The organism is Streptomyces sp. NPDC058653, from assembly GCF_042716895.1.
Taxonomy (GTDB): Bacteria; Actinomycetota; Actinomycetes; order Streptomycetales; family Streptomycetaceae; genus Streptomyces.
This window is the reverse complement of the sequence record NZ_JBHXRM010000002.1, coordinates 332,846-353,555: the sequence shown is the minus strand read 5'-3', so window position 1 is coordinate 353,555 and position 20,710 is coordinate 332,846. Positions and strand designations below refer to the sequence as shown.

The following is a 20,710-nucleotide window of genomic DNA, read 5'->3' as shown; positions in this document are numbered from 1 at the left end:
GGCGCCGCCGGACCGTGACCGGCTCCCGATCAACAGCCGGCCAGTGACATTCCAGTGACCCCCGTCACACTTAACCCCTCACCAATCAAGCGCCACTGACCGATTCACTCGACGGGAATCACCAATTCTCCGCGTTGTGGAGGTCAAGCATGATTGAAGTGCCTTGCCGTTGGGCATAGTTGAGGGGAGGATTGCGATGCACGGTTTGAGAGGTTCTTCCTCAAGTCGAGCTCAAGTCCCGCACCATTGCGGCCCCCATACCGATCGACGCGTCCCGCGATATCGATCGTTTGGTGGTCGCATCGCCGTCATGCCCTGCCGACGGCCCCTCTGCGTTCGAGCCAATAGCCGCTTTTGCGTGCTTCACATTGTGAAGCCCCTGGGTTGAAGCGACCGCCGAACGACCCCTTCCGCCCGTGGCGTCGAACGCGCCTACACACCAAGCTTGTTATGGCTCTTAATGACGCTGGCATGTGCCTGTCCCGTCCAACTGCCCGTCTGTGAAGGCTCCTTATCCCCATGGTCCGCTCCCTCAGGCTCGCATCGCCGGCCCGGATGTACCGGCCGGCTGACGTGGCAGCTCCGGAGGGCGGCGGACGGGACAGTGAGCCGAGGGGCGTCTTCGCGGTCCCGTCCGGTCGGCGACGCCCGGCACACGCGCCTGGAGCCCCAAGCCGGCGTGGAAGCGCGGCCCCTTCACCTTCATCCGCCGGTCCCCGTCGTACCGAGGACATTTATGCCTGAACTCTCCCCGCACGCCGCCCCAGCCGACCGTTCCAGCGGTCGGCGGCGCGGACGTTCCACTCGGAACACCGGGAACACCGCCCAGGCCCCCGCCAAGGCGAACAGAAATCTGGCCACCGAGAAGGGCCTCCGCTCGCGGATCCGTCTTCTCGTGGCCACCCCGGTCGCCACGGTCACGGTGCTGGCCGCCGGCACGTGGTCCACCTGGCAGTACGCCGACAACACCGCGGCGAGCTGGTCCGCCCTCGGCGCCTCCGCCGTGATCGGTGTCGGCACGATGCTCAGCGCCACGCGCAAGGCAGCGGCGGTCTCCGCCGCCGTGCACGAGCAGCGGGTCACCAACGCCACCTCCGCCCGCCAGTGGGTCGAGCGCTTCGAGGCCGTCACGGCCGAGGGGCAGAAGAACATCGCGCAGCTGCTGGAGCAGATCAGCCGCGGCGAGCGGCCCCTTCTGCCCGAGCCGATGCCCCCGGCCGTCAGCCAGGGAAACCCCTTCGCCGATCTCGAACAGACGCTGCGTCTCGCGCAGCACCAGGCGCTGGCCGCCGTCGCCGAGGCGGGCGCGCGCCAGCAGGTGGACGTGTTCGTCAACATCGCCCAGCGGCTGCACGCGCTGGTCAACCGCGCGCTGGCCCGCCTGGACGACCTGGAGAGCGAGGTCGAGGACCCGGACCTGCTCGGCGGTCTCTTCGGTGTCGACCACCTGGTCACCCAGTTCCGCCGCCAGGTGGAGAGCCTGGCCGTGATGGGCGGCGCGGTCCCCCGCCGTATCAACAAGCCCGTCCCGCTGCCGACCGTGCTGCGCCAGGGTGTCGCCGAGATCGAGCAGTACGCGCGCGTACGTGTCATCCAGCCGCCCGAGGGCACGCTGCCCGGCTACGCCGCGGCCGAGGTCATCCATCTGCTGGCCGAACTCGTCGAGAACGCCGCCCGGTTCTCCGCCCCGGAGACGCAGGTGACGCTCCGCGCCGAGCGCGTCCCCGCCGGTCTCGCGATCGAGATCGACGACCGGGGTCTGCCGATGGCGCCCGAGAAGCTGGAGCGGATGAACCGGCTGCTCACCAGGCCGGACCAGTTCGACATCCGCGAGCAGCTGGAGGACGGCCGGATCGGTCTGTTCGTGGTCGCCCAGATCGCGCGCAGGCACGACATCGAGGTCGCGCTGCGCCGGAACATCTACGGTGGCACGCAGGCCGTCGTCGTCCTGCCGAACGCGCTGCTCGAAGCGGCTCCCCCGCCGCCCGTGCAGCGTCAGGAGCAGGAGCAGCGCCGCCAGCCCGAGCAGGCCGCCGGGCACGCGCAGCGTACGGAGCCCTCGCACGAGCCCTCGTCGGGCGCCGCCTGGTCGCATCCGCAGCAGCCCGCCGCCCACCAGCAGACGCCCGCGCACGCGGCGCACCAGCCGGCCGGGCAGGGCTCCCCGTACCAGGCGCCCCAGGACTCGCCGTACCAGGCGCCCCAGCCGTCGTACGGTTCGGCCGACCACCGCAGCCCGCTGCCCGCCGAGGCAGGCGCGCGCGGCTCCCGAGGCGGTCGCGGGACGCACGGCGAGACGCCGTCCGTCCGCCGCATCGGCTCGCCCACGGCCCACGCCGCCGCCGCTGCGGCCGCCGCTGCGGCCGCCGCTGCGGCCGCCGCTGCCGCGGCACCGGCCGGGCCCGGCTCCACCGGCGAAGTCCCGCTCCCCCAGCGGAAGCCCGCCGCGTACAGCGCGAACAACGGCCAGAACAACGGCGTCCACACCGGGGGCATCCACCAGGCCGCCCACGCGGACTCCCCGTACGGCACCGGAAACCACCAGGGCTCCGGGCACACCGGCGGCGGCCGGACCTCCGCCACCGCCCACCCCAACTCCGGCCAATCCAGTGCCGGCCGCTCCACCACCGGCTCTGCCGACGTCACACCCTCCGAGGTCCCCCGATCCACCCAGGCCTCAACCCCCAGCGACGCCACCACTTCTTCCGGCCGTCGGCCCACCTTGCCCCGGCGGAGCGAGACGTACCGCGGACCTGAGTTCCCGCGGCTCGCCGACGCCGACCGAGAGGTCGTCGCACCGAATCCGGATCTGATGGCTCGTTTCGCCTCAGGTATCAGGCTCGCGAGTGCGGAAGACGGCCCGCAAGGGCCCCCCGACCAGACGAGCTGACGCTGCCTTCGGCGGTCGCCCAACCACTTACGGAGTCACTCTCTTGCCAAACGAAGTTTTTTCGGCCCAGCAGCCCGATCTGGACTGGTTGATGGCTGATTTCATCAGGCGCGTCCCCGGTACCGAGGGCGCCGTCCTGGCTTCCAGTGACGGAGTGCGCAAGCACTCCTACGGTCTGAGCATCGACTCGGCTGACAAGCTGAGCGCCATCAGCACCGCGCTGTGCTCCCTGGCCGGCGGCGTCCGTGACATCAAGGGTCCCGCCGACGGCAGGGTCAGGCAGGTGGTGGTCGAGCACGACAACGGGCTGCTCTTCGTCTCGATGGCCGGCCCCGGGGCGGTGCTGGGTGTGCTGGCGTCCGACAGCGCGGACCTCGGCGCCGTCGGTTTCGAGATGGGGCAGCTGGTCAAGAGCGTGCCCGAACACCTGAGTACGCCGCCGCGGCTCCGGGGACCCTCCGTCGACGACCGGGTGCACTGATATGGCGGCCTTAGACGGTACCCCCTGGGTCGACGACGACGAACACGAGGTTCGTCCGTACGCCCTGACGGGTGGGCGGACACGGCCCACGAACGAGATGAGTCTGTCGTCGCTCCTCAAGGCACGCGCCACGGCGCCGGAGGGCTACCTCAGCCCCGAGGCGGCCCACTGTCTCGCGCTCTGCCGCGGTGAGGCACGGTCGGTCGCGGAGGTCGCCGCCACACTGGGCCAGCCGGTCCAGGTGGCCAAGATCCTTCTCTCCGACCTGCTGGACGCGGGGGCACTGATCATGGCGATGCCCACGAGAACGGCCGACCCGAAAGATCCGAATCTGCTGGAGGCAGTGCTTGAGGGGCTACGAACCTATGTCGTCTGACGATCCCATCGCCCTGAAAATCGTGATCGGCGGCGGCTTCGGCGTCGGCAAGACCACCATGATCGGCTCGGTCAGCGAGATCAAGCCGCTGTCCACCGAGGAGACGCTGACCTCGGCGAGCAGCGGAACGGGCACCGACCGCCTGGAGGGCATCGAGTCCAAGTCGACCACCACGGTGGCCCTGGACTTCGGCCGGATCACCCTCCAGAAGCAGAACATGGTGCTCCTGCTGTTCGGCACTCCGGGCCAGCAGCGGTTCTGGTTCACCTGGGACGATCTGTCCCTGGGTGCCATCGGGGCCGTCGTCCTGGCGGACACCCGGCGGCTGCTGGACTGTTTCGCCGCGGTCGAGTACTTCGAGAGCCGCGACGTGCCCTTCGTCGTCGCCGTCAACGAGTTCGACGCCGACGACGCCTACCGCTACAGCTCGGAAGAGGTCCGCGAGGCGCTCGAACTCAAGGCCGACGTACCGGTGTTGCTCTGCGACGCGCGCGACCCGGCGTCCGCCAAGCACGTACTGGTCTCGCTCGTCAGTTACGCGCACACGGTCTCGGTGCGCCGCACGCGGGAGCGGGCCGTCCAGTCCCCGCCCGCCGCACCCCCCCTTCAGCACTCCAGCGACCTGGGAGCCACTTCATGACGTACGACACCGAAGCGGGACTGCATCTGCCCGCGCCCGACATGGAACTGGCGCAGCGGGAGGCCCGGCTGCGTGAGCTGGGTCTGGGTGACATGCCCGACGCGCAGTTCGACGCGTTCGCGACGCAGCTCGCGCAGGCGGCCGGCGCGCCGTACGCGATGGTCAACTTCATCACGGGCCACCAGTTCTTCGCCGGTCTGCACACGCCGTCCGCTGCGTCGGGCGGTTCGGGCGGGTCGGGCGACGCGAACGCGCCCGAGGTGAGCCGGATCATGTCCCGTGACCACGGGTACTGCCCGGACGTGCTCAACCGCCGTAAGGCGCTGGTGCTTCCGGACGTGTACGCCTACCCGCGGTTCGCCTCGAACGAGGTGGTGGACCTGATCGGTATCCGTACGTACGCGGGCGCTCCGCTCATCGACGAGCGCACGGACACCGTGCTGGGCACGGTCTGCTTCGTGGGTACGGACCCGCGTGGCAAGGAGACCGGCCGGGACACGCTCCAGCTCATCAAGGAGAGCCGCGACGAGCTGATGCGCCTGATCTACCAGCGCACAGGTGGGGGCCCGCGCTAGGACCGCCGGGTCCGGATTGTGTTCCGGGGCCGGACAGGTCCTGGGATGCGGGCCTCGCCCACAGCGTCACCGGCGTACCGTCGGCCAACCTCAGACGGTGACAGCCGCCCCCGCTCCGGCGTGGGCGGCAAGCCGTCGTGACCAGTCGCCCTTGGAGTTGCCGAGCGCGGTCTCGGCGAGGCGCTGGAGCTGGATGTCGGACGTGCCGGCCGGGGCGAAGATGTGGAACGCGTCGCGGGTGTAGCGCTCGATGGGCCGGTCCGCCGAGAGGCCGATGCCCGCGTGGATCTCCATGGCGGTACGGGCGGAGTCCATCGCCGACTCGACGTTCACGAGCTTGGCGTTCATCAGCTCGGTGTCGCAGGGCAGTCCCTGGTCCAGCAGATGCACGGCGTGGTACGCGGTCAGCTTCGCGGTCATGAGCGCGGACTGCATCCGGCCCAGCTTCTGCTTGACCGTGGGGAGTTCGGCGAGCGGGGCGCCGTACCGCTGGCGGCTGCTGGCGAACGCGATCGTCTCCTCCAGGATCGCCCGGTGGATGCCCAGCGCGACGGCGGTGAGGTTGGCCCGGCCGTAGAGGATGCTCGACGAGTACGCGACGGGCAGCCCGTCGCCCTCGTTGCCGAGCAGATTGGCCGCGGGTACCCGGCAGTTGTCGAAGATCAGCTCGCCGAAGGAGAAGCCGTGGAGGCCCATGGCGGGCCTGTGCGGGGCGAGCGAGAAGCCGGGGCGGTCCGACTCCACCAGGAAGGCGGAGAGGCCCTTGCTGCCCGGTCCGGTACGCACCACGACGCCGTGCAGATCGCCGACATGGGAATTGCCGACGAAGACCTTGGAGCCGTTGAGCACGTAGTCGTCACCGTCGCGGTGCGCGGTGGCCTCCATGCCCAGGACGTGGCCTCCCGAGCCCGTCTCGGTCACGGCGATGGTCGGCAGGCAGGCGCCGGCCGCGATCTCCGGGAGCCAGGTCTTCTTCTGGGTCTCGTTGCCGAAGTGAATGATCTTCGCGACACCGAGCTGCGAGGCCTGCACCATGGCGCCCATGGCACCGCTGACCCGGGCCAGTTCCTCGATGATGATGGTCTTCGCGACATGGCCGGCTCCCATGCCGCCGTACATGGGGTCGATGGTGACGCCCAGCCAGCCCTGCCACGCGATGAGCTGGGAGAGTTCGTGCTGGACGGCCTTGGAGGCCTCCATCTCGGGTATGCGGGGGCGGACTTCGGCCTCGGCGAACGACCGCACCTGCATCCTGAGGCGTTCATGGAATTCCGTGGTGAAATAGCCGCTCATGCGCCTGCACAGCCCTCTCGAATGAGACATCTGTCAACTGTCAACATGGTTAGAACTGATCGGTGCTTTCAGATCGTCAGCGGAACCGGAACGTGCCCTACCGTCGGCAGGCGCTCCTACACAGTGACGATTTATCGCTCTCGTTGCAGCACCGGACAGGGGTCGTTTGTGGGTCGTTTGCTGCGGTGACTACACCCCGTGTCCGCCTGACTCTGTGTCAATCCGACCTTTCTCACGTTTTGGCCGCCCTCGCGCGGCACCCGATCCGAACCGCAAACGACCCCCGCGCGGCCCGTGAACGATCACGTTCGACGGTATGAAACACGCCAAGAGAAGTTTGCGGGCTATTCGGGCAGGTCCCGGGCACTCTGCGGTGCCGTGCGGGCACCCTGAGACACGGCCCGAAGTGCCCGCCGCCGGCGGGGAGTCGGGGCCCGGAGCCCCGATCCCTCCCCCTATCGGACCGGTGTGGGAGGGGACCGGGTGGTTCGTCGGATTCGCTGGGCGATACAGGGATTTCGCGTGGTTTTGGGCGACACCGCATAGGGCAGTCCCCTGGAGCATCGCGGCGATCACATGATCGTTTCATGTGCGGTGCGCCCATTGCTCCGGGGGGAGACACCCATGGGATCGAGCGTTACCGGCGACGTCTTCGTCGCCGCTTTCAACCAGTTGGGCTGGGACACGTCCATGGCCGAGCGCGGGGCCGCCAACTACGACACCCTCAGCGGGTGGCGGAACTCGCAGACGGCGCAGGTCGCCGCGGCGGGGGCCGCCGCGATGGCGGTGCCGGGGGCCCATATGTTGGCGCTCACCGCGGACGTGAGCTTTCTGATGCACAAGATGTCCCTGTGCGCGTGGGGCATCGGGTTCAAGCTGGGCGCGAGCGTCGACGGTGAGGACGACCTGGCCGTGATCATGGGGCTCTGGGCCGACGCGCTCACGCCCGACGCGCTGAGCGTGGGCTCGGCGTCGGCCGGGGCGTCGGCCGGGTTCATCGCGCTGAACGCCGTCTATCCGACCTTCGGGGCGGCTGTCATGGCCAAGGCCCTCGCGGCCGGGGCCGGTGCCGGGGTCTCCGTGGTCAGCGGGAAGATCATCGGGAAGAAGGGCGGCAAGGTCGTCGCCAAGATGAGCAAGCCGTTCATCCAGAAGATCGCGCAGAAGGCGGCGGTGAAGTTCTCGGTGCTGCTCGGCTCGAAGGCGGTGACGGGCGCGGTTCCGCTGCTGGGCGCGCTCGCGGGCGCGGGCATCAACGCGTACTTCGTGAACAAGTTCGCCGACGCCGCCGAGACGTACTACCGCGCGAAGGTCCGCGCCGGGGGCTGACCCCGCCGCGGGGCGCGGCCCGTTCGCCCTCGCCGCGCCCGACGCTGAACCCGCCGCGCCCGACGCGGACCCGCCGCCCTCGCCGCCGGCCGGCGCCCGCCCACCCGAGCCCGTCCGGGCGGCGCCGGTCCGGCACGAGGGCGGCGCCCGTGCGCCCGGGTCAGTCTCCGGAGCCCGGGCCCCACTCCCGTACCGCCGCCGCCATCGCCGCCACCGCGCGGTCCGTGCGTGCCGCGTCGCCCCGCACGGTCCGGTTCACCTCAACGTGCAGGAAGGGCACGCCCTCCTCGGCGGCAAGCCGGCCCTGCTTGTTGTTCCGGCCTTCGAGCGGGCACTTCTCCTCCCAGGCGCGGCAGACCCGGAAGCCGTCGTCGTCCAACGCGCCCGCGAGCGCCCGCGCCTGGGAGCGGGCGTGGTCGCCCGCGCCCGTGGAGACGACGAGATCACGGCCGGGCAGGGTGCTGTCGGCGTAGCCGTGGACCTGGATGGCCGGAACACCCCGGTCCACGAGTGCGGCGGCGATCGCGTGGAAGACGGTGTCCCGGCGGTGGGCGACATCGGCCGCGTCGCCCTCGCCCGCGCGGCGGTGGGCGCCCGCGACGACCAGGATTCCGCCGGGGGCTCGGCCCAGTACGCCCGCGCCGAGACGGTCGGTGTACGCGTCGGCGACCGGGTGCGGGATCTGGACGCTGTAGCGCGGCGCGGTGTCCAGGTCGATGTAGACCCGTCCCCAGCCGCGCCGGGTCTCCTCGTCCCGGTCGGCGATCTCGGCGTACCGGCGGCCCGGGCCGTCCCCGTCACGGGGCGTGTCCCGCACGATCCGTACGCCGAAGTCCACCTCGGCCAGCCTGCGCTCGGCCTTCTCGTGCTCACCGTCGACGTACAGGCCCACGCCCTCGGCCAGCGCCTCGCGTTCGTCCCTGTCCGGGGGCCGGAAGCGCGAGGCGGCGACGGTCTCCGTGGCGTACGCGGAGAGCCGGCGCTCCAGCCCGGACGAGGGTCCGTCGGCGGGTCCCGGGCCGGGCGAGGGGGTGTCGGTGCGGGCGTTGTCGAGAGCCGGGACGACCACCGCGACGGCCGCCACGAGGAGAGCCAGAAGGACGGCGGTGCGTGGCAGGTTTGCCGGTACCGTTATCTTTTTGGTCGGATCGGGGCTCATTGTCGAGTGAAAATATCAGGGTGACACCACAAAGGAACATGTCCCTCATGCGCGATCGTCTGCCCAGGAGCACCACCGCACTGGCGTTCGCACTGCTCGCGACGGCGGCGGCCGGCTGCTCGCTCGTCGGCGGCGAAGGCGACTCCGCGGGGCCCAAGGGCGACCCGGCGTTCACCGTCGCCGCGGCCGGCGACATCCTGATCCACCCGCAGCTGACCCAGCAGGCGTACCGGGACGCCGGTGTCACCGATGTCCCCGAGCCGGTCGACAAGAAGGTCGGCCCGGACGTCCCGGACCCCGACTTCCACAAGATGATGGCCGGGGTGAAGCCCGTCATCAGCAAGGCCGATCTGGCGATCTGCCACTTCGAGCCGGTGGTCGGCGGGCCGAAGGGCCCCTTCCGCGGCTTCCCCGACTTCCTGGTGCCGCCGCAGATCACCACCGCCATCAAGGACACCGGGTACGACACCTGTTCGACCGCCTCCAACCACACGCTGGACGACGGCCCGGGCGGCGTGGCCCGCACGCTGGACGCGCTGGACGCGGCCGGGCTGAAGCACACCGGTTCCGCCCGCAACGCCGCCGAGGCGGCGAAGCCGCTGATCATGGACGTCAAGGGCGTCCGCGTGGCGCAGCTTTCGTACGCCCTCGGCTTCAACGGCCGGGAGATACCGGCGGACAAGCCCTGGCTCACCAACAAGAACTCGTTCGACGCGATCGCCGCCGCCGAGAAGGCCGCGCGCAAGGCGGGCGCCGAGGCGGTCGTCCTCAGCATCCACTGGGGGCGCGAGCACCATCCGGCCCCGCACTCCACGCAGCTCCAACTGGGCCGCAGGATCGCGAAGGAGACCGGTATCGACCTGATCATCGGCCACCACGCGCATGTGGTCCAGCCGATGGAGAAGGTGGACGGCACCTGGATCGCGTACGGCCTCGGGAACCAGCTCGCCCGGCACGAGGTGCCGTCGGGGCTGACCGAGGAAGGTGCCATCGGCTGGTTCGAGTTCCACAGGAAGTCCGGCGGCGGCTGGGACGTGGAGGCGCGGTACGCGCCGACCTTCGTCACGATCCCGCCGGAGGAGGAGGGCGATGCCGACGCGATCGCCGAGGGCATGATCGAACCGTCCGCCAGCCCCACCCTGGGCGGGGCGAAGGACAACCGGCTCCTCGACATCGCGGGCGCGCTGCGCGCGGACAAGGATCTGTCGGCCGAGGAGCGGGCCCAGTACCGGCTCGCCTTCGAACGCACCCGGGGCACGATGCTCAACCGCGGCGCGGCCAAGGACGGTCTGCGCCCGTTGGACGAACTGCCGGACTGAGCGAGCGGCCATCGAGAATTGAACGAGCGCCCCTCGGCGCGTAAGGCCCCGGACATACGCGGGGCCGAGCATCCCAACCTGCGGGGAGCCGAGCGTCCGGACCTCCGGATTCACGTACGCACGCGCGCGTGGGCGGAATCTCCCGGTTCAAACGTCGCGTAGGTCACACAGATCACTGATTGTGCAACCATCCCCAAGGCCTGCGTGTCGGACTCTTCCGGCTGGGGCTGTTCCCCGCGCGCCCGCACGCACGCACCGCACCGGCCGAACACGAACATCCGAAAGGGAATGCTCATGGCCGCTTCGCCCGCGAAGCGACGGCACAAGGTCCGCAGACGGGCCGACATGTCCCTCTTGGGCGGTATTCGCCCGCCCATCGCGGTCCTGTCCGCGCTCCTGCTCTCCCTCGCGGGAATCACGGCCCTCGGCTTCGGCCGGGCGGGTGAGGACTCCGTCCCCAAGGCCGTCATGACCTCGCAGGCGCACTTCGCCGAGGACGGCGCCGTCGCGATGCGCGCCTCCATCGACGAGAGCGCCGCGGACCTGGCCAGAACCGCCGGACTGTTCAACGCCGGCGACCCGGCCCAGCCGGACGCCGTGGTCGACAAGATCGGCAGCGTCTACCAGAAGTGGGTCGGCACGGCCGTCGTGGAGATCTCCTCCGGCCGGATGCTCGCCGCCCGTGGCGAGAACGTGCCCGTGGCCGCGATCGACACCACCAAGCTCTCCGAGGAGGGCGGGCTCAGCCCCCGAATGGTGCGCCTGGCCAACGGCGAGACCCGGCTGCTCTCCCTCCAGGTGCTCTCCTGGAAGGGACAGCCCCAGCAGCTGCTCATCGCCTCCAGCAGCCTGCGCTTCCCCGGTATCAGCCTCGGCAAGTTCCGCTCCATCGCGGTGATCGACAGCACCGGGCGCATCCTCAGCAGCGACGGCATCCCGGAGAGCGAGCAGGTCCTCACCGAGGACGAGCGCACCGGTGTCGCACGCTCCGAGAAGCAGCTCAAGGCGTTCGCGACGGTCGCCGCCAAACGGGCCAAGGAACACCCCCTCAAGGTCAACGAGCCCGGCCAGGGCGGCTACACCGGAGTCAGCGGCAGCCTGCGCGGCGAGCTCTTCGAGGGCGACCGCGCCATCGCCGGTTACGCGGCCCTCACCGGCCCGGAGCCCGGCAAGGGCACCGTCGCCACCTCGCTCGGACTGACCGTCGTCGCCATGGTCGACGTCGCCGAGGACCCGACCCGGGTGACCGACCCGCTGTTCGGGCTGCTCGCCGCCGGCGCGCTGCTGCTGATCGGCGCGCTCGCCGTCGGCGTCCTGCTCGGTACGGTCCAACGGCCGCTGCTCCGGCTCTTCCTGGAGAGCCGGCGCCTGACCCGCGGGGATCTGACCCGCCCGGTCCGCGCGCCCCGCTTCGGCGAGGCCGCGCGGATCGGCGACGCGCTGGAGAGCCTGCGCCGCCAGCTCCTCGGCGAGCGCACCGCCGCCGACGAGGCCGGCGGCACCTCGGACGGCAACGGCGCGGCTCCCCGCCGCAAGGGCCGGTTCGGCGCCCGCGCGCTGCTCGCGGTCTGCGGCATCCTGCTGCTCGTCTGGTCGGCCCCGATGCTGCTCCTGCTCAACCGGGCCGACGCCACCGCCGTCGTACCGGAACAGGTCACCAACGACCAGCGCGAGCGCACCGACACCCTCTCCGACCGGGTGCGCCGCTCGCTCAACGAGGGCCACGCCGACCTGATGTCGGTCGCCGGTCTGCTCGGCGAGCGCACCTCGCCCGAGGACATGACGAAGGTCCTGGAGCGCACCCGTAACGACCACTCGCGCTACCGCTCCCTGTACGTACGCGACTCCGACGGCACCGTCGTGGCGCGGGCCGGCGAGTCCCCCCGGCTGCCCGACGAGCCCAAGGACGAGGGCAAGGACAAGAACGAGGACAAGGACGGGGCGAAGGCCGCGCCGGACGACGGCAGGCCGTTCGCCGACCCGATCACCGTCCTGAACGACTCCGGCACCGAGCCGATCGTCGCGAGCTACGCCGAGCTGCCCGGCCGTGACGGCCGTTCGGTCGTCGGCGAGTTCCGTATCGACTTCATCAACTCGCTCCTCAAGCGGCCCGGCCTCGGCGAGATCCGAGTCGTCGACAAGGAGAGGCGGGTGCTTGGCGGCAACTCGGGCTATCTGGCCTTCGAGGACCTGCCGTCGGCGCGTCTGGAGGAACTGGTCGCCGGTACCAGCCAGAAGACCGGCGTCAGCGCCCGCGCGGGAGCCGTCGTCTACCGCGACGGAGGCGGTGTGCAGGTCGCGAGCGCCGCCCCGTTCGTCGGCGGCGGCGCGGCCGCCGCGCTCAACTGGAGCGTCGTGAGCTGGCAGCCCGCCGCCGGACTGGCGATCCCCGAGTACAGCCTCCAGAACCGCACCGTGCTGGCGGGCCTGCTCGGCATCACCGCCGCGGCGGCGTGCCTGGGCTGGCTGCACATCGTTGTCGTACGGCCCCTGCGTGAGGTGGCCAAGCAGGCCGAGTCGCTCGCGGGCGGCGACCGTCGCACCGTCCTCTACCCGCGCCACCACGACGAGGTCGGCGCCATCGCCCGCTCTCTGGAACTGCTGCGCCAGCAGGTGCTCGAACAACGCAAGCGGGACGGCGCGGGGGCGACGGCCCCGGCCGCCGCCCCGGCACAGGCACCCGCCGGAAGGAACTGACCGACCGTGCTCTTCCTCTACACCGTGCTGCTGGTGTGCGGCGCGTTCCTGCTGGTCGCCGGCGTCGTCGAGCAGCGGCGCCACTTCACCAACCTCAACCGCATCCCCACCCGGGTGCTGGTCAACGGTATTCGCGGCAAGTCCTCCATCACCCGTCTCTGCGCGGGCGCGCTGCGCGGCGGCGACCTGATCACCGTCGCCAAGACCACCGGCACCGCCGCCCGCTTCATCCACCCGGACGCCACCGAGGAGCCGGTCTACCGGAAGTTCGGCATCGCCAACGTGGTGGAGCAGATCGGGATCGTACGGCGCGCCGCGGCGTACAACCCGGACGCGCTCGTGATCGAGTGCATGGCTGTCATGCCGGCCCTCCAGGAGATCAACCAGTCGAAGCTGATCCGCTCCACGATCGGCGTGCTCTGCAACGTCCGTGAGGACCATCTCGCCGAGATGGGCCCGACGCTGGACGACGTGGCGCGCTCGCTGTCGCGCTCGATGCCGGAGGACGGCATCTGTGTGACGGCGGAGAAGGAGCGCTTCGACATCCTCCAGGAGGAGGCGGACGCGCGGAACTGCAAGCTCATCTACGCGGACCCGGAGACGGTCAGCGACGAGGAGCTGCGCGGCTTCAGCTGGTTCACGTTCAAGGAGAACGTGTCGATCGCGCTGAAGGTCGCCGAGCTGATGGGCGTGGAGCGCGAGACGGCGCTCCGGGGCATGTACGACGCCCCGCCGGACCCGGGTGTCCTGTCGGTCGAGCGGTATCTCACGCCGGACGGCAAGCGGCTGCGGTTCGCGAACGTCTTCGCGGCGAACGACCCCGAGTCGACGCTGATGAACATCAACCAGCTGCTCGACCTGGGCGCGATCGCCCGCCCGCTGAACGTCGTCATCAACTGCCGCCCCGACCGCGTCGAGCGCAACGGCCAGATGGGCGAGATCATCCCCGACCTCCAGCCCGACCAGGTGTTCGTCATCGGGCACCCGGCGAAGAGCGCGATCGACGCGATCCCGGCGGACTGGCGCTCGCGCGCGGTGGACCTGGGCGGTGACAAGCGCGACCCGGAGGAGTTCATGCGGGAGCTGCTGGCGCGGCTCGGGCCGGACTCGTCGCTCGTCGCGATCGGCAACATCCACGGCCAGGGTGAACTGCTCCTGGAGCACCTGGCGGAGCTGCCGGCGGACGAGACGCCCGACCCGGACCCGGTCCCCGGCCAGGACCCGGCGCCGGTCGCCGCCGTGGCGTCCGTGCCCGCTCCCGCTCCCGCCCCGCCGACGGCGCCGACGTCGGACGCGGCGGGCGACCCCGCCGCGACGGCGGCGCTGCCGGTGGTCCTGCCGGTGCAGACCCCGAGGCGCTCGGGCGAGCCGGGCACCGAGCTGGTAGCCCGGCTCAACGCGCAGCTGCCCGCGCCCGGAACAGCGCCCGGAACAGCGGTCGGCCCGGCCGCGCCCGGGACACCGGCCCTGCCCGGGGCACCGTCCGACCCCGCCTCCGCGGGAACCCCCGCCGGGCCCGCGCAGACACCCGCACCCGCACCCGCACCCCACGCCGCTCAGCACCCGCGCCACGAGGACACGCTGGCGCTCCCCCGCTACTCACCCCACATCGACCCCTTCCAGCCCTACACCGAGGCCTACGAACAGCGCTACCAGCGGCCGGCCCGGCCCCGCGGCCCCTTCGAGCCGGTACGGATGCCGGCCGACGCGGCGGACGAACGTGAGCCGGGCCCCGAGCAGCAGCCCCCGTACGGCCGCACTCCGCAGCCGCCGCAGACCCCGCAGAATCCTGGAGAACCCCGTTGATCCCCGCAGTCCTCACGCCCGAGATCGCCGCCATAGGCATCGGCCTGGGCCTGATGTTCTCCCTGATCTGCTACCTGACGACCAATCTCTCCCCCGGCGGCATGATCACGCCGGGCTGGCTCGCGCTGACCCTCGTCGAGGACCTCCAGCGCGCCGCCATGGTCGTCGGGGTGACCGTGCTGACGTACGTGAGCACGCTTCTCGTCCAGCGCTTCGTGATCCTCTACGGAAAGCGGCTCTTCTCCGCCGTCGTCCTCATCGGTGTGATGCTCCAGGCGACGGTGATGATCGTGCTGTCGCTGGAGTTCCCGCTGCTGTACGCGAACCAGACGCTCGGCTTCATCGTGCCGGGCCTCATCGCGTACCAGCTCGTCCGCCAGCCCAAGGGGGCGACCATACTCGCCACCGGCACGGTCACGCTGATGGCGTACGTCGTCCTCACCGCCGGCATCCTGCTCGGCGCCCTGCCCACCACGTGAGCGGCGTCAGGGGGTGTCTTCCCGATCTTGCCGGGCTCGCGGGCCCGACCGGAGAGACACCCCCTCGCGCCGCCCGCATACCCGAGATTCCTGGACCCTCCGGAGCTGACCTCTCATGAGTGCCAAGGCCAACAAACGCGGCGCCCGCCGTTTCCTGCACGCAGCCACCGTCATCGCGCTGCTCGCCGGCAGCGCGTACCTCACCGTCGAACTGCGCAAGGACGAGCAGGCGAAGGCGCCGGCCGTCCAGGCGATCACGGACACCCCGGACCTGACGTCGGCCGGGGACGCGCGGAACGGCGAGCAGAAGTGGGAGCGGCTGAAGAACCCGGAGCGCTCGGTGCTGCGTTCGGGCAAGGGCGCCGTGCTCGCGACCTTCACCGACGGGGCGCGCACCGCGACGCTGACGGGACCGAGCCGTACGTTCGCCGAGCCGACGAGCACGCAGTCCCGGGTGGTGACCGAGAACTGGGTGCGGCTGATGCCCGAGCCGTGGAAGAAGGACGCCGAAAAGGAGCAGTGGTTCAAGGACTGGTTCGAGGAGTTCTACGGCAGCGAGGAGGACGACCTGTTCGCGTACGCCTTCCAGTACGTGGCCGGCGCCCCGGTCAAGGAGGACGGCGAGGGCACCCCGTACGCGGGTGACGCGGACTTCGGCCCGATCAACCCCGAGGGCAGCCTCGGTGTGGACTACCGGCTCGAAGAGTCAGACTTCTACGACTACCTGGGCATTCCGTACACCTTCCGTGACGGCACCACGATCCAGCCGGAGCAGATGCGGTACCGCTCCATCGACTGCTCGGGCTTCATCCGGACGGTTTTCGGCTACCGGGGCCGGTTCCCGCTGATGGCCGACGACAAGACCGGCGACGGACTGCCGCGTACCGCCAACGGCATGGCGCGTTCGGCGACCGGCACGGACATCATCAAGCTGACCGGGAGCGCGCCGTTCGAGCGGCCGAAGTCGATCAGCGTTCTCCAGCCGGGCGACCTGGTCTTCTTCAAGCTCGACGCGCGGACCAAGGAGCGGCTGGACCACGTCGGGATCTACATGGGCGTGGACACCGACGGGCACCAGATGTTCGTCTCCAGCCGCGAGGAGGTCAACGGACCGACGATAGGCGACACGGGCGGTACGTCGCGGCTGGACGGCAACGGGTACTACGCGAAGACGCTGCGCAGCGCGAAGCGCCTCTGAGGCGTGGGACGTCGGTCTTTGCGGCGGGAGTGCGGGGCGAGGGTCACGGCGGGGGTGACGGCGGGGGCTGAGGGCGGTGGGCGCCGTCAGCCCTCGTCGCGCAGTTCCTCCGGGCAGGGCGTGCCCGGACGGAGCTGGTAGGGCGCGGCGATGCGGTACGTCCCCGCGCGCGGGGCGAGCAGCTCCGTCCACTCGTCGCCGTCGGTGTTCTTCTCGGCCCGGAACAGACAGCCGTGGGGGTTGGTGAACCTCTTCGGGCCGTCCTCGTCCGCCTTGGACGCGTCTGTCTCCTCCGGCCGGTCGAGGCTCTCGCCCTTCTCGTCCACGACGGCGAGCCAGCGCGAGTACGGGATGCGGATCAGCACCCGCCCGGGGGACGTCACCTCTATGGTCAGCTCGTCCGCCGACGCCCGCCGTACGTCCGCGGGCGGATCGGCCAGCGGAACCGGGTCCTGGACCTCGTAGAGCTGCCAGTTGGCGTCGCCCCACAGATGGTTCAGATAGGGCAGGCCCCGCTGTACGAGCTCGGCCTCCAGGTCGGCGCCGTTGTCGGGCCGGCCCTTGGGCAGCACCACGTAACGCACGGCCCAGCGGTCGAGCCAGGCGCGGTAGGTGTCGTCGGTGAGGCTGTCGTCGTAGAAGAGCGGGTTGCGCTCCATGTCGGCCTGCCGGTTCCAGCCGCGGGCCAGGTTGACGTACGGCGCGAGGGCCGAGGCCTCGCGGTGGCTGCTGGCCGGGACGACCTCCACCCGGCCGCGCTCGGCGCCGACCTCCTGCAACTCGTTCACCAGCGGTGCCAGTTCCCGGGCCCACGACGCGGTCGGCGCGGTGCGGATGATGTCGTCGACGCCCTTGAAGCCGATCCAGAAGTTGAGCGCGGCGAAGGCCAGCACCAGCGCGTACCACCCGCGGGTGCGCGGCGCCGTGTACGGCAGCGCGGCGAGCAGCACCACACCGCCGACGATCATGGCGAGCCGCGACACGTTGGAGCCGATCTGGGAGTCGATCGCCCAGGTCAGCAGTGTCCCGATGCCGTAGACGGCGGCGGCGGTACGGACCGTGCTCCAGTCGCGCGGCACGAGCACGAAGGCGGCGACGGAGAAGAGGAAGGGCAGCGACGCGGTCCACAGCGACATCGGCTGGGTGCCGGAGAACGGGAAGAGCCAGGCCGAGAGGGCGACGACGGCGACCGGGGCGAGGCCGATGGAGTACGCGCCCGGGCGCCGCTTGTTGAGGAAGAGCGCGGCGGCGACGACACCGAGGAAGAGCCCCGCCACCGGGCTCGCCGCGGTCGCGAGCCCGGCGAGCGGCGCGGCGACCACGCCCTTGGCCCAGCGTTTGTAGCGCCAGCGGTGCGGCCAGCAGAAGACGGCGGCGACGGCGCCGAGCGCGAACATCGTGCCGAGACCGAAGGTCACCCGGCCGGAGAGCGCGTTGCAGAGGAAGGCGAAGACGCCCGCGAACGAGCAGGCGAGCGGATTCCTGACGGCCTTGACGCGGTACAGGATCAGCGAGGTCAGGGCGGCCGAGACCGTCCCGACGATCATCATCGTCGTACGGACGCCAAAGAGGGACATCAGGTAGGGCGAGACGACGCTGTACGAGACGGGGTGCATCCCGCCGTACCAGGCGAGGTTGTACGCGGAGTCCGGGTGGCGCCCGACGAACTCGGCCCAGGCGTCCTGCGCGGCGATGTCGCCGCCGCTGTTGGCGAGGAAGAGGAACCAGAGCAGATGAACGACCCCGGCGAGGGTCCCGGTGAGCAGGACGGGGTGCCGGAGAAGCCGGCTGCGGAGGTCTTTGGCGGGGGGCGGCCCGGGGTTGGGGCCTGCGGTGGTCGTGCGCGCCGGGTCGGTCGTGGACGCCTCGTCCGGCGTCGGCGCCGCGTCGGTCGTGGACACCGTGTCGGGCGCGTGCGCCGCGTCGGGGGGCGGGGCGGTCGTGGACACCGTGTCGGGCGCGTGCGCCGCGCCGGGGGTGGACACCGCGTCCGGCGTCTGCGGCGCGTCGGGGGCCGGGGCGGTCGTGGACACCGCGTCCGGCGTCTGCGCCGTGCCGGTCGTGTGCGCCGTGTCGGGGGCCGGAGCCGTTGGGGACGCCTCGTCCGGCGTCGGCGCCGCGTCGGGGGTGGACACCGCGTCCGGCGTCTGCGGCGCGTCGGTCGTGGACACCGTTTCCGGCGTCTGCGGCGCGTCGGGGGGCGGGGCCGTCGGGGACGGCGTCTCCGTCGTGGGGTCCGGCCGGGCGGAGGCGGTCGCCCTGTCGCCCGTTCCCGACTTCCGCGATCCCTTCGCCGCCGGCCCGGGGGGCGTGGCGGAGTTGCCGTCCGCGCGCGTCGGCTCAGCGGTGGTCAATGCGGCTCTCCCCGTCTCACCGTCAGCCCGGTGTGCCGGCCCCCTGAGGTCCGTCCGGCCCTGGAGGAAGTAAGGACGCCGTCCCCGCGTCCTGAGTTGCCTGGCTGCCCTTTCTCGGACGCTAGCACGCGCCCAGGGACGGGGAGAGCGCCGTTTCCGGCGCTCTCCCGTGCGCCCGTGGACAGAATCGGCCGACCGGGTCAGCCCGGCCGGGTCAGCCCACCCGCGTGAGCTTGTCGATGAACGTCGGCTCCGACAGGTCGCTCTGGAGGGCGACGGCCACCTTCACCTGGCTCCGGCCCTCACCCACGGTCAGGGTGCCGACGTGCGTACCCGCGGCGGCGGTGTGCGGTACGGCCTTGCCGCCGTCGTCCAGTTCGAGCTTGACGGTGAGGCCCGACCAGCCGACGGCCTTCACGTCCTCGGTGGCGACGAGCGGTGTCGTCGTCCCCATGCCGTTGTCGACCTCGCCGACGACCGCGCCCTTCTTCACTATGGTCGCGCCCTCCAGCTCGTCCTGCGTCGCGAGCATGACGTCCTTGCTCACGGCGTTGACGGTGTCGATGATGGGCGCCTTGTGCTGGCCGAGGACCGCTCCGACGATCAACTGGTCAGTGTCGCCGACCATCTTGTGCGCGGCGAAGAGGAGATTGCCGCCGGCCTTGGTGGTGGAGCCGGTCTTGATGCCGAGCGCGCCGTCGTACGGGACGAGGGTGTTGTAGTTGCGCCACGTCTTGCCCGACGGGTCCGTCCACTCGGGCAGCTTGGTGATGTCCATCAGGGCCGGGATCTCGACGAGCTTCTGGCCGAGCTTGACCTGGTCCTCCGCGGAGCTGACCGTCGTCGCGTCCAGTCCGGACGGGTCGGTGTACGTGGTGTTCTTCATGCCGAGCTCTTTCGCGGTGTCGTTCATCTTCTTGACGAACGCCTCCTCGGAGCCGTTGGCGTCCCAACGGGCCAGCAGTCGCGCGATGTTGTTGGCGGACGGGATCATGAGGGCGGCCAGCGCGTCGTGGAGGGTGAGGGTGTCGCCCTCCTTCACCGTGTTGAGCGTCGACTCGCCCTGCGCGTCGAGCCCGCCGTCCTCCTCGGCCTTGGCGTCGACCTTGATGGAGGGGCCGTCGGCGCCCTTCTTCAGCGGCTTGTCCTTGAGGACGACGTACGCGGTCATCGCCTTGGCGACACTGCCGATGGGCACGGCCGTCTGCTCACCGAACGAGCCGACGGTGCCGAGGCCGGTCGCGGCCATGTAGCCCTGGCCCTCGCCGGGCCACGGGAGCGAGGGCTTGCCGCCCTCGAAGGTGTACGTGGACTTGGCGGTCAGGCTCAACGTGGGCGTCGGGACCGGGCGCACGACCTGTACGACCGCAAAGATGATCAGTACGAGTACGAGCAGCGGCGTCCAGATCTTGACCCGCCGCACGACGGTACGGGCGGGGGTCTCGGGCGGGGCCGGCTTGTTGGTCAGCTCGGCGAGCAGATCGAGCGGGGGCAGCGGGGGCATGGGCTGCTGCCGCGTCCGCTCGGCCTCGGCGACACCGGTGGCGGGCGCGGAGGCCGCGGCGGGCGCCCCGGCGGGCTTCCCGGGGACCCGTACGTCGTCGGACCGCAGCGGCACGAATGTGCTGCTGCGCTCCCCGACGCCCTCGGCGGGCGGTTGCGGGGGCAGCTTGAGCATGGTGGTGGGCTGATCGACCCCGGGCCGCTTGATCGCCTTGAAGACAGCGGTCTTCCGATCGACCCCGCCCTCGTCGTCACCACCGGACGTTTGCGCCTTCGCCGGGGTAACGCCACCGGCGGACGCGCCCTCGCCCTCGTCCCTGCGGGACGGCTTGCCGCCCACGGAGTCGGCACCGGACTTCCCACCCGGCCCGGCTTCGGGAGTCGCCTTCGGGTCCGAGGGGGCCTCGGACTTCGCCCCACCCACGGCTCCCGCACCGGACCCACCACGGGACCGGGCACCCGAGCCCGCCTCCGGGCCGCCGACCGCAGTAGTCGCCTTCGGCCACGCGGGCGCAGCGCTACCTGGCGTCTCCGGCTCCGCCGAGGTGGCTGCACCCTCCGACGCGGCACCGGCCGAGGGCAGCTCGGACTTCGTCCCGCCCACGGCTCCC

14 protein-coding genes and 1 pseudogene are annotated in these 20,710 nt (G+C 71.1%); 11 read left to right on the top strand and 4 right to left on the bottom strand.

Annotation, left to right across the window (positions count from 1 at the left end):
- The first annotated feature begins 736 nt into the window (after nucleotides 1-736).
- From ACFWU9_RS03245 to ACFWU9_RS03225, 5 genes are all read left to right on the top strand, one after another.
- Nucleotides 737-2,890, top strand: a complete 2,154-nt coding sequence (locus ACFWU9_RS03245) for a sensor histidine kinase (RefSeq protein ID WP_384314347.1) — start codon at nucleotides 737-739, stop codon at nucleotides 2,888-2,890.
- A gap of 91 nt (nucleotides 2,891-2,981) precedes the next feature.
- Complete coding sequence (locus ACFWU9_RS03240; RefSeq protein WP_384314346.1) at nucleotides 2,982-3,371, top strand: roadblock/LC7 domain-containing protein; 390 nt, start codon at nucleotides 2,982-2,984, stop codon at nucleotides 3,369-3,371.
- A 1-nt stretch (nucleotide 3,372) separates the two neighbouring features.
- Nucleotides 3,373-3,747, top strand: coding sequence for a DUF742 domain-containing protein (locus tag ACFWU9_RS03235; RefSeq protein WP_189109796.1), 375 nt, complete (start codon nucleotides 3,373-3,375; stop codon nucleotides 3,745-3,747).
- Nucleotides 3,737-4,387, top strand: coding sequence for an ATP/GTP-binding protein (locus ACFWU9_RS03230; protein ID WP_384314343.1), 651 nt, complete (start codon nucleotides 3,737-3,739; stop codon nucleotides 4,385-4,387). Before ACFWU9_RS03235 ends, ACFWU9_RS03230 begins: the two co-directional genes overlap by 11 nt.
- Nucleotides 4,384-4,962 (top strand): GAF domain-containing protein, encoded by a 579-nt coding sequence (locus ACFWU9_RS03225; protein ID WP_384314342.1) that lies wholly within the window; start codon nucleotides 4,384-4,386, stop codon nucleotides 4,960-4,962. The genes ACFWU9_RS03230 and ACFWU9_RS03225 overlap by 4 nt, the downstream gene beginning before the upstream one ends.
- Before the next feature lie 90 nt (nucleotides 4,963-5,052).
- Here ACFWU9_RS03225 and ACFWU9_RS03220 read toward each other — a convergent pair whose 3' ends face one another.
- On the bottom strand, nucleotides 5,053-6,255 hold the full coding sequence (locus ACFWU9_RS03220; protein ID WP_384314420.1) for an acyl-CoA dehydrogenase family protein: 1,203 nt from the start codon (nucleotides 6,253-6,255) through the stop codon (nucleotides 5,053-5,055).
- Nucleotides 6,256-6,879: 624 nt separating this feature from the next.
- Between ACFWU9_RS03220 and ACFWU9_RS03215 the strand changes: the two genes are divergently transcribed.
- Entirely contained in the window at nucleotides 6,880-7,584 is a 705-nt protein-coding gene (locus ACFWU9_RS03215) for a hypothetical protein (protein WP_384314339.1), read from the top strand.
- A gap of 160 nt (nucleotides 7,585-7,744) precedes the next feature.
- Here the strand turns inward: ACFWU9_RS03215 and ACFWU9_RS03210 are convergent, their stop codons facing one another.
- Complete coding sequence (locus tag ACFWU9_RS03210; RefSeq protein ID WP_384314337.1) at nucleotides 7,745-8,743, bottom strand: hypothetical protein; 999 nt, start codon at nucleotides 8,741-8,743, stop codon at nucleotides 7,745-7,747.
- 47 nt (nucleotides 8,744-8,790) lie between these two features.
- Between ACFWU9_RS03210 and ACFWU9_RS03205 the strand changes: the two genes are divergently transcribed.
- From ACFWU9_RS03205 to ACFWU9_RS03185, 5 genes are all read left to right on the top strand, one after another.
- Complete coding sequence (locus tag ACFWU9_RS03205; protein WP_384314334.1) at nucleotides 8,791-10,062, top strand: CapA family protein; 1,272 nt, start codon at nucleotides 8,791-8,793, stop codon at nucleotides 10,060-10,062.
- A 294-nt stretch (nucleotides 10,063-10,356) separates the two neighbouring features.
- Complete coding sequence (locus tag ACFWU9_RS03200; RefSeq protein ID WP_384314332.1) at nucleotides 10,357-12,759, top strand: HAMP domain-containing protein; 2,403 nt, start codon at nucleotides 10,357-10,359, stop codon at nucleotides 12,757-12,759.
- Between the two features lie 6 nt (nucleotides 12,760-12,765).
- Nucleotides 12,766-14,565, top strand: a complete 1,800-nt coding sequence (pgsB, locus tag ACFWU9_RS03195) for a poly-gamma-glutamate synthase PgsB (RefSeq protein WP_384314329.1) — start codon at nucleotides 12,766-12,768, stop codon at nucleotides 14,563-14,565.
- Nucleotides 14,562-15,044: a poly-gamma-glutamate biosynthesis protein PgsC/CapC gene (locus tag ACFWU9_RS03190; protein ID WP_384314326.1), complete on the top strand. Its 483-nt coding sequence runs from the start codon at nucleotides 14,562-14,564 to the stop codon at nucleotides 15,042-15,044. Before pgsB ends, ACFWU9_RS03190 begins: the two co-directional genes overlap by 4 nt.
- A gap of 115 nt (nucleotides 15,045-15,159) precedes the next feature.
- Complete coding sequence (locus ACFWU9_RS03185; protein WP_384314323.1) at nucleotides 15,160-16,242, top strand: C40 family peptidase; 1,083 nt, start codon at nucleotides 15,160-15,162, stop codon at nucleotides 16,240-16,242.
- Between the two features lie 86 nt (nucleotides 16,243-16,328).
- On the opposite strand, the gene ACFWU9_RS03180 is transcribed toward ACFWU9_RS03185, so the two are convergent.
- Both ACFWU9_RS03180 and ACFWU9_RS03175 read right to left on the bottom strand, forming a co-directional pair.
- A complete protein-coding gene (locus ACFWU9_RS03180; RefSeq protein WP_384314321.1) occupies nucleotides 16,329-18,596 on the bottom strand; it encodes an MFS transporter in 2,268 nt (755 codons plus the stop codon).
- 214 nt (nucleotides 18,597-18,810) lie between these two features.
- Nucleotides 18,811-20,710 (bottom strand): annotated as a pseudogene (locus tag ACFWU9_RS03175) (hypothetical protein); the annotation flags it as partial.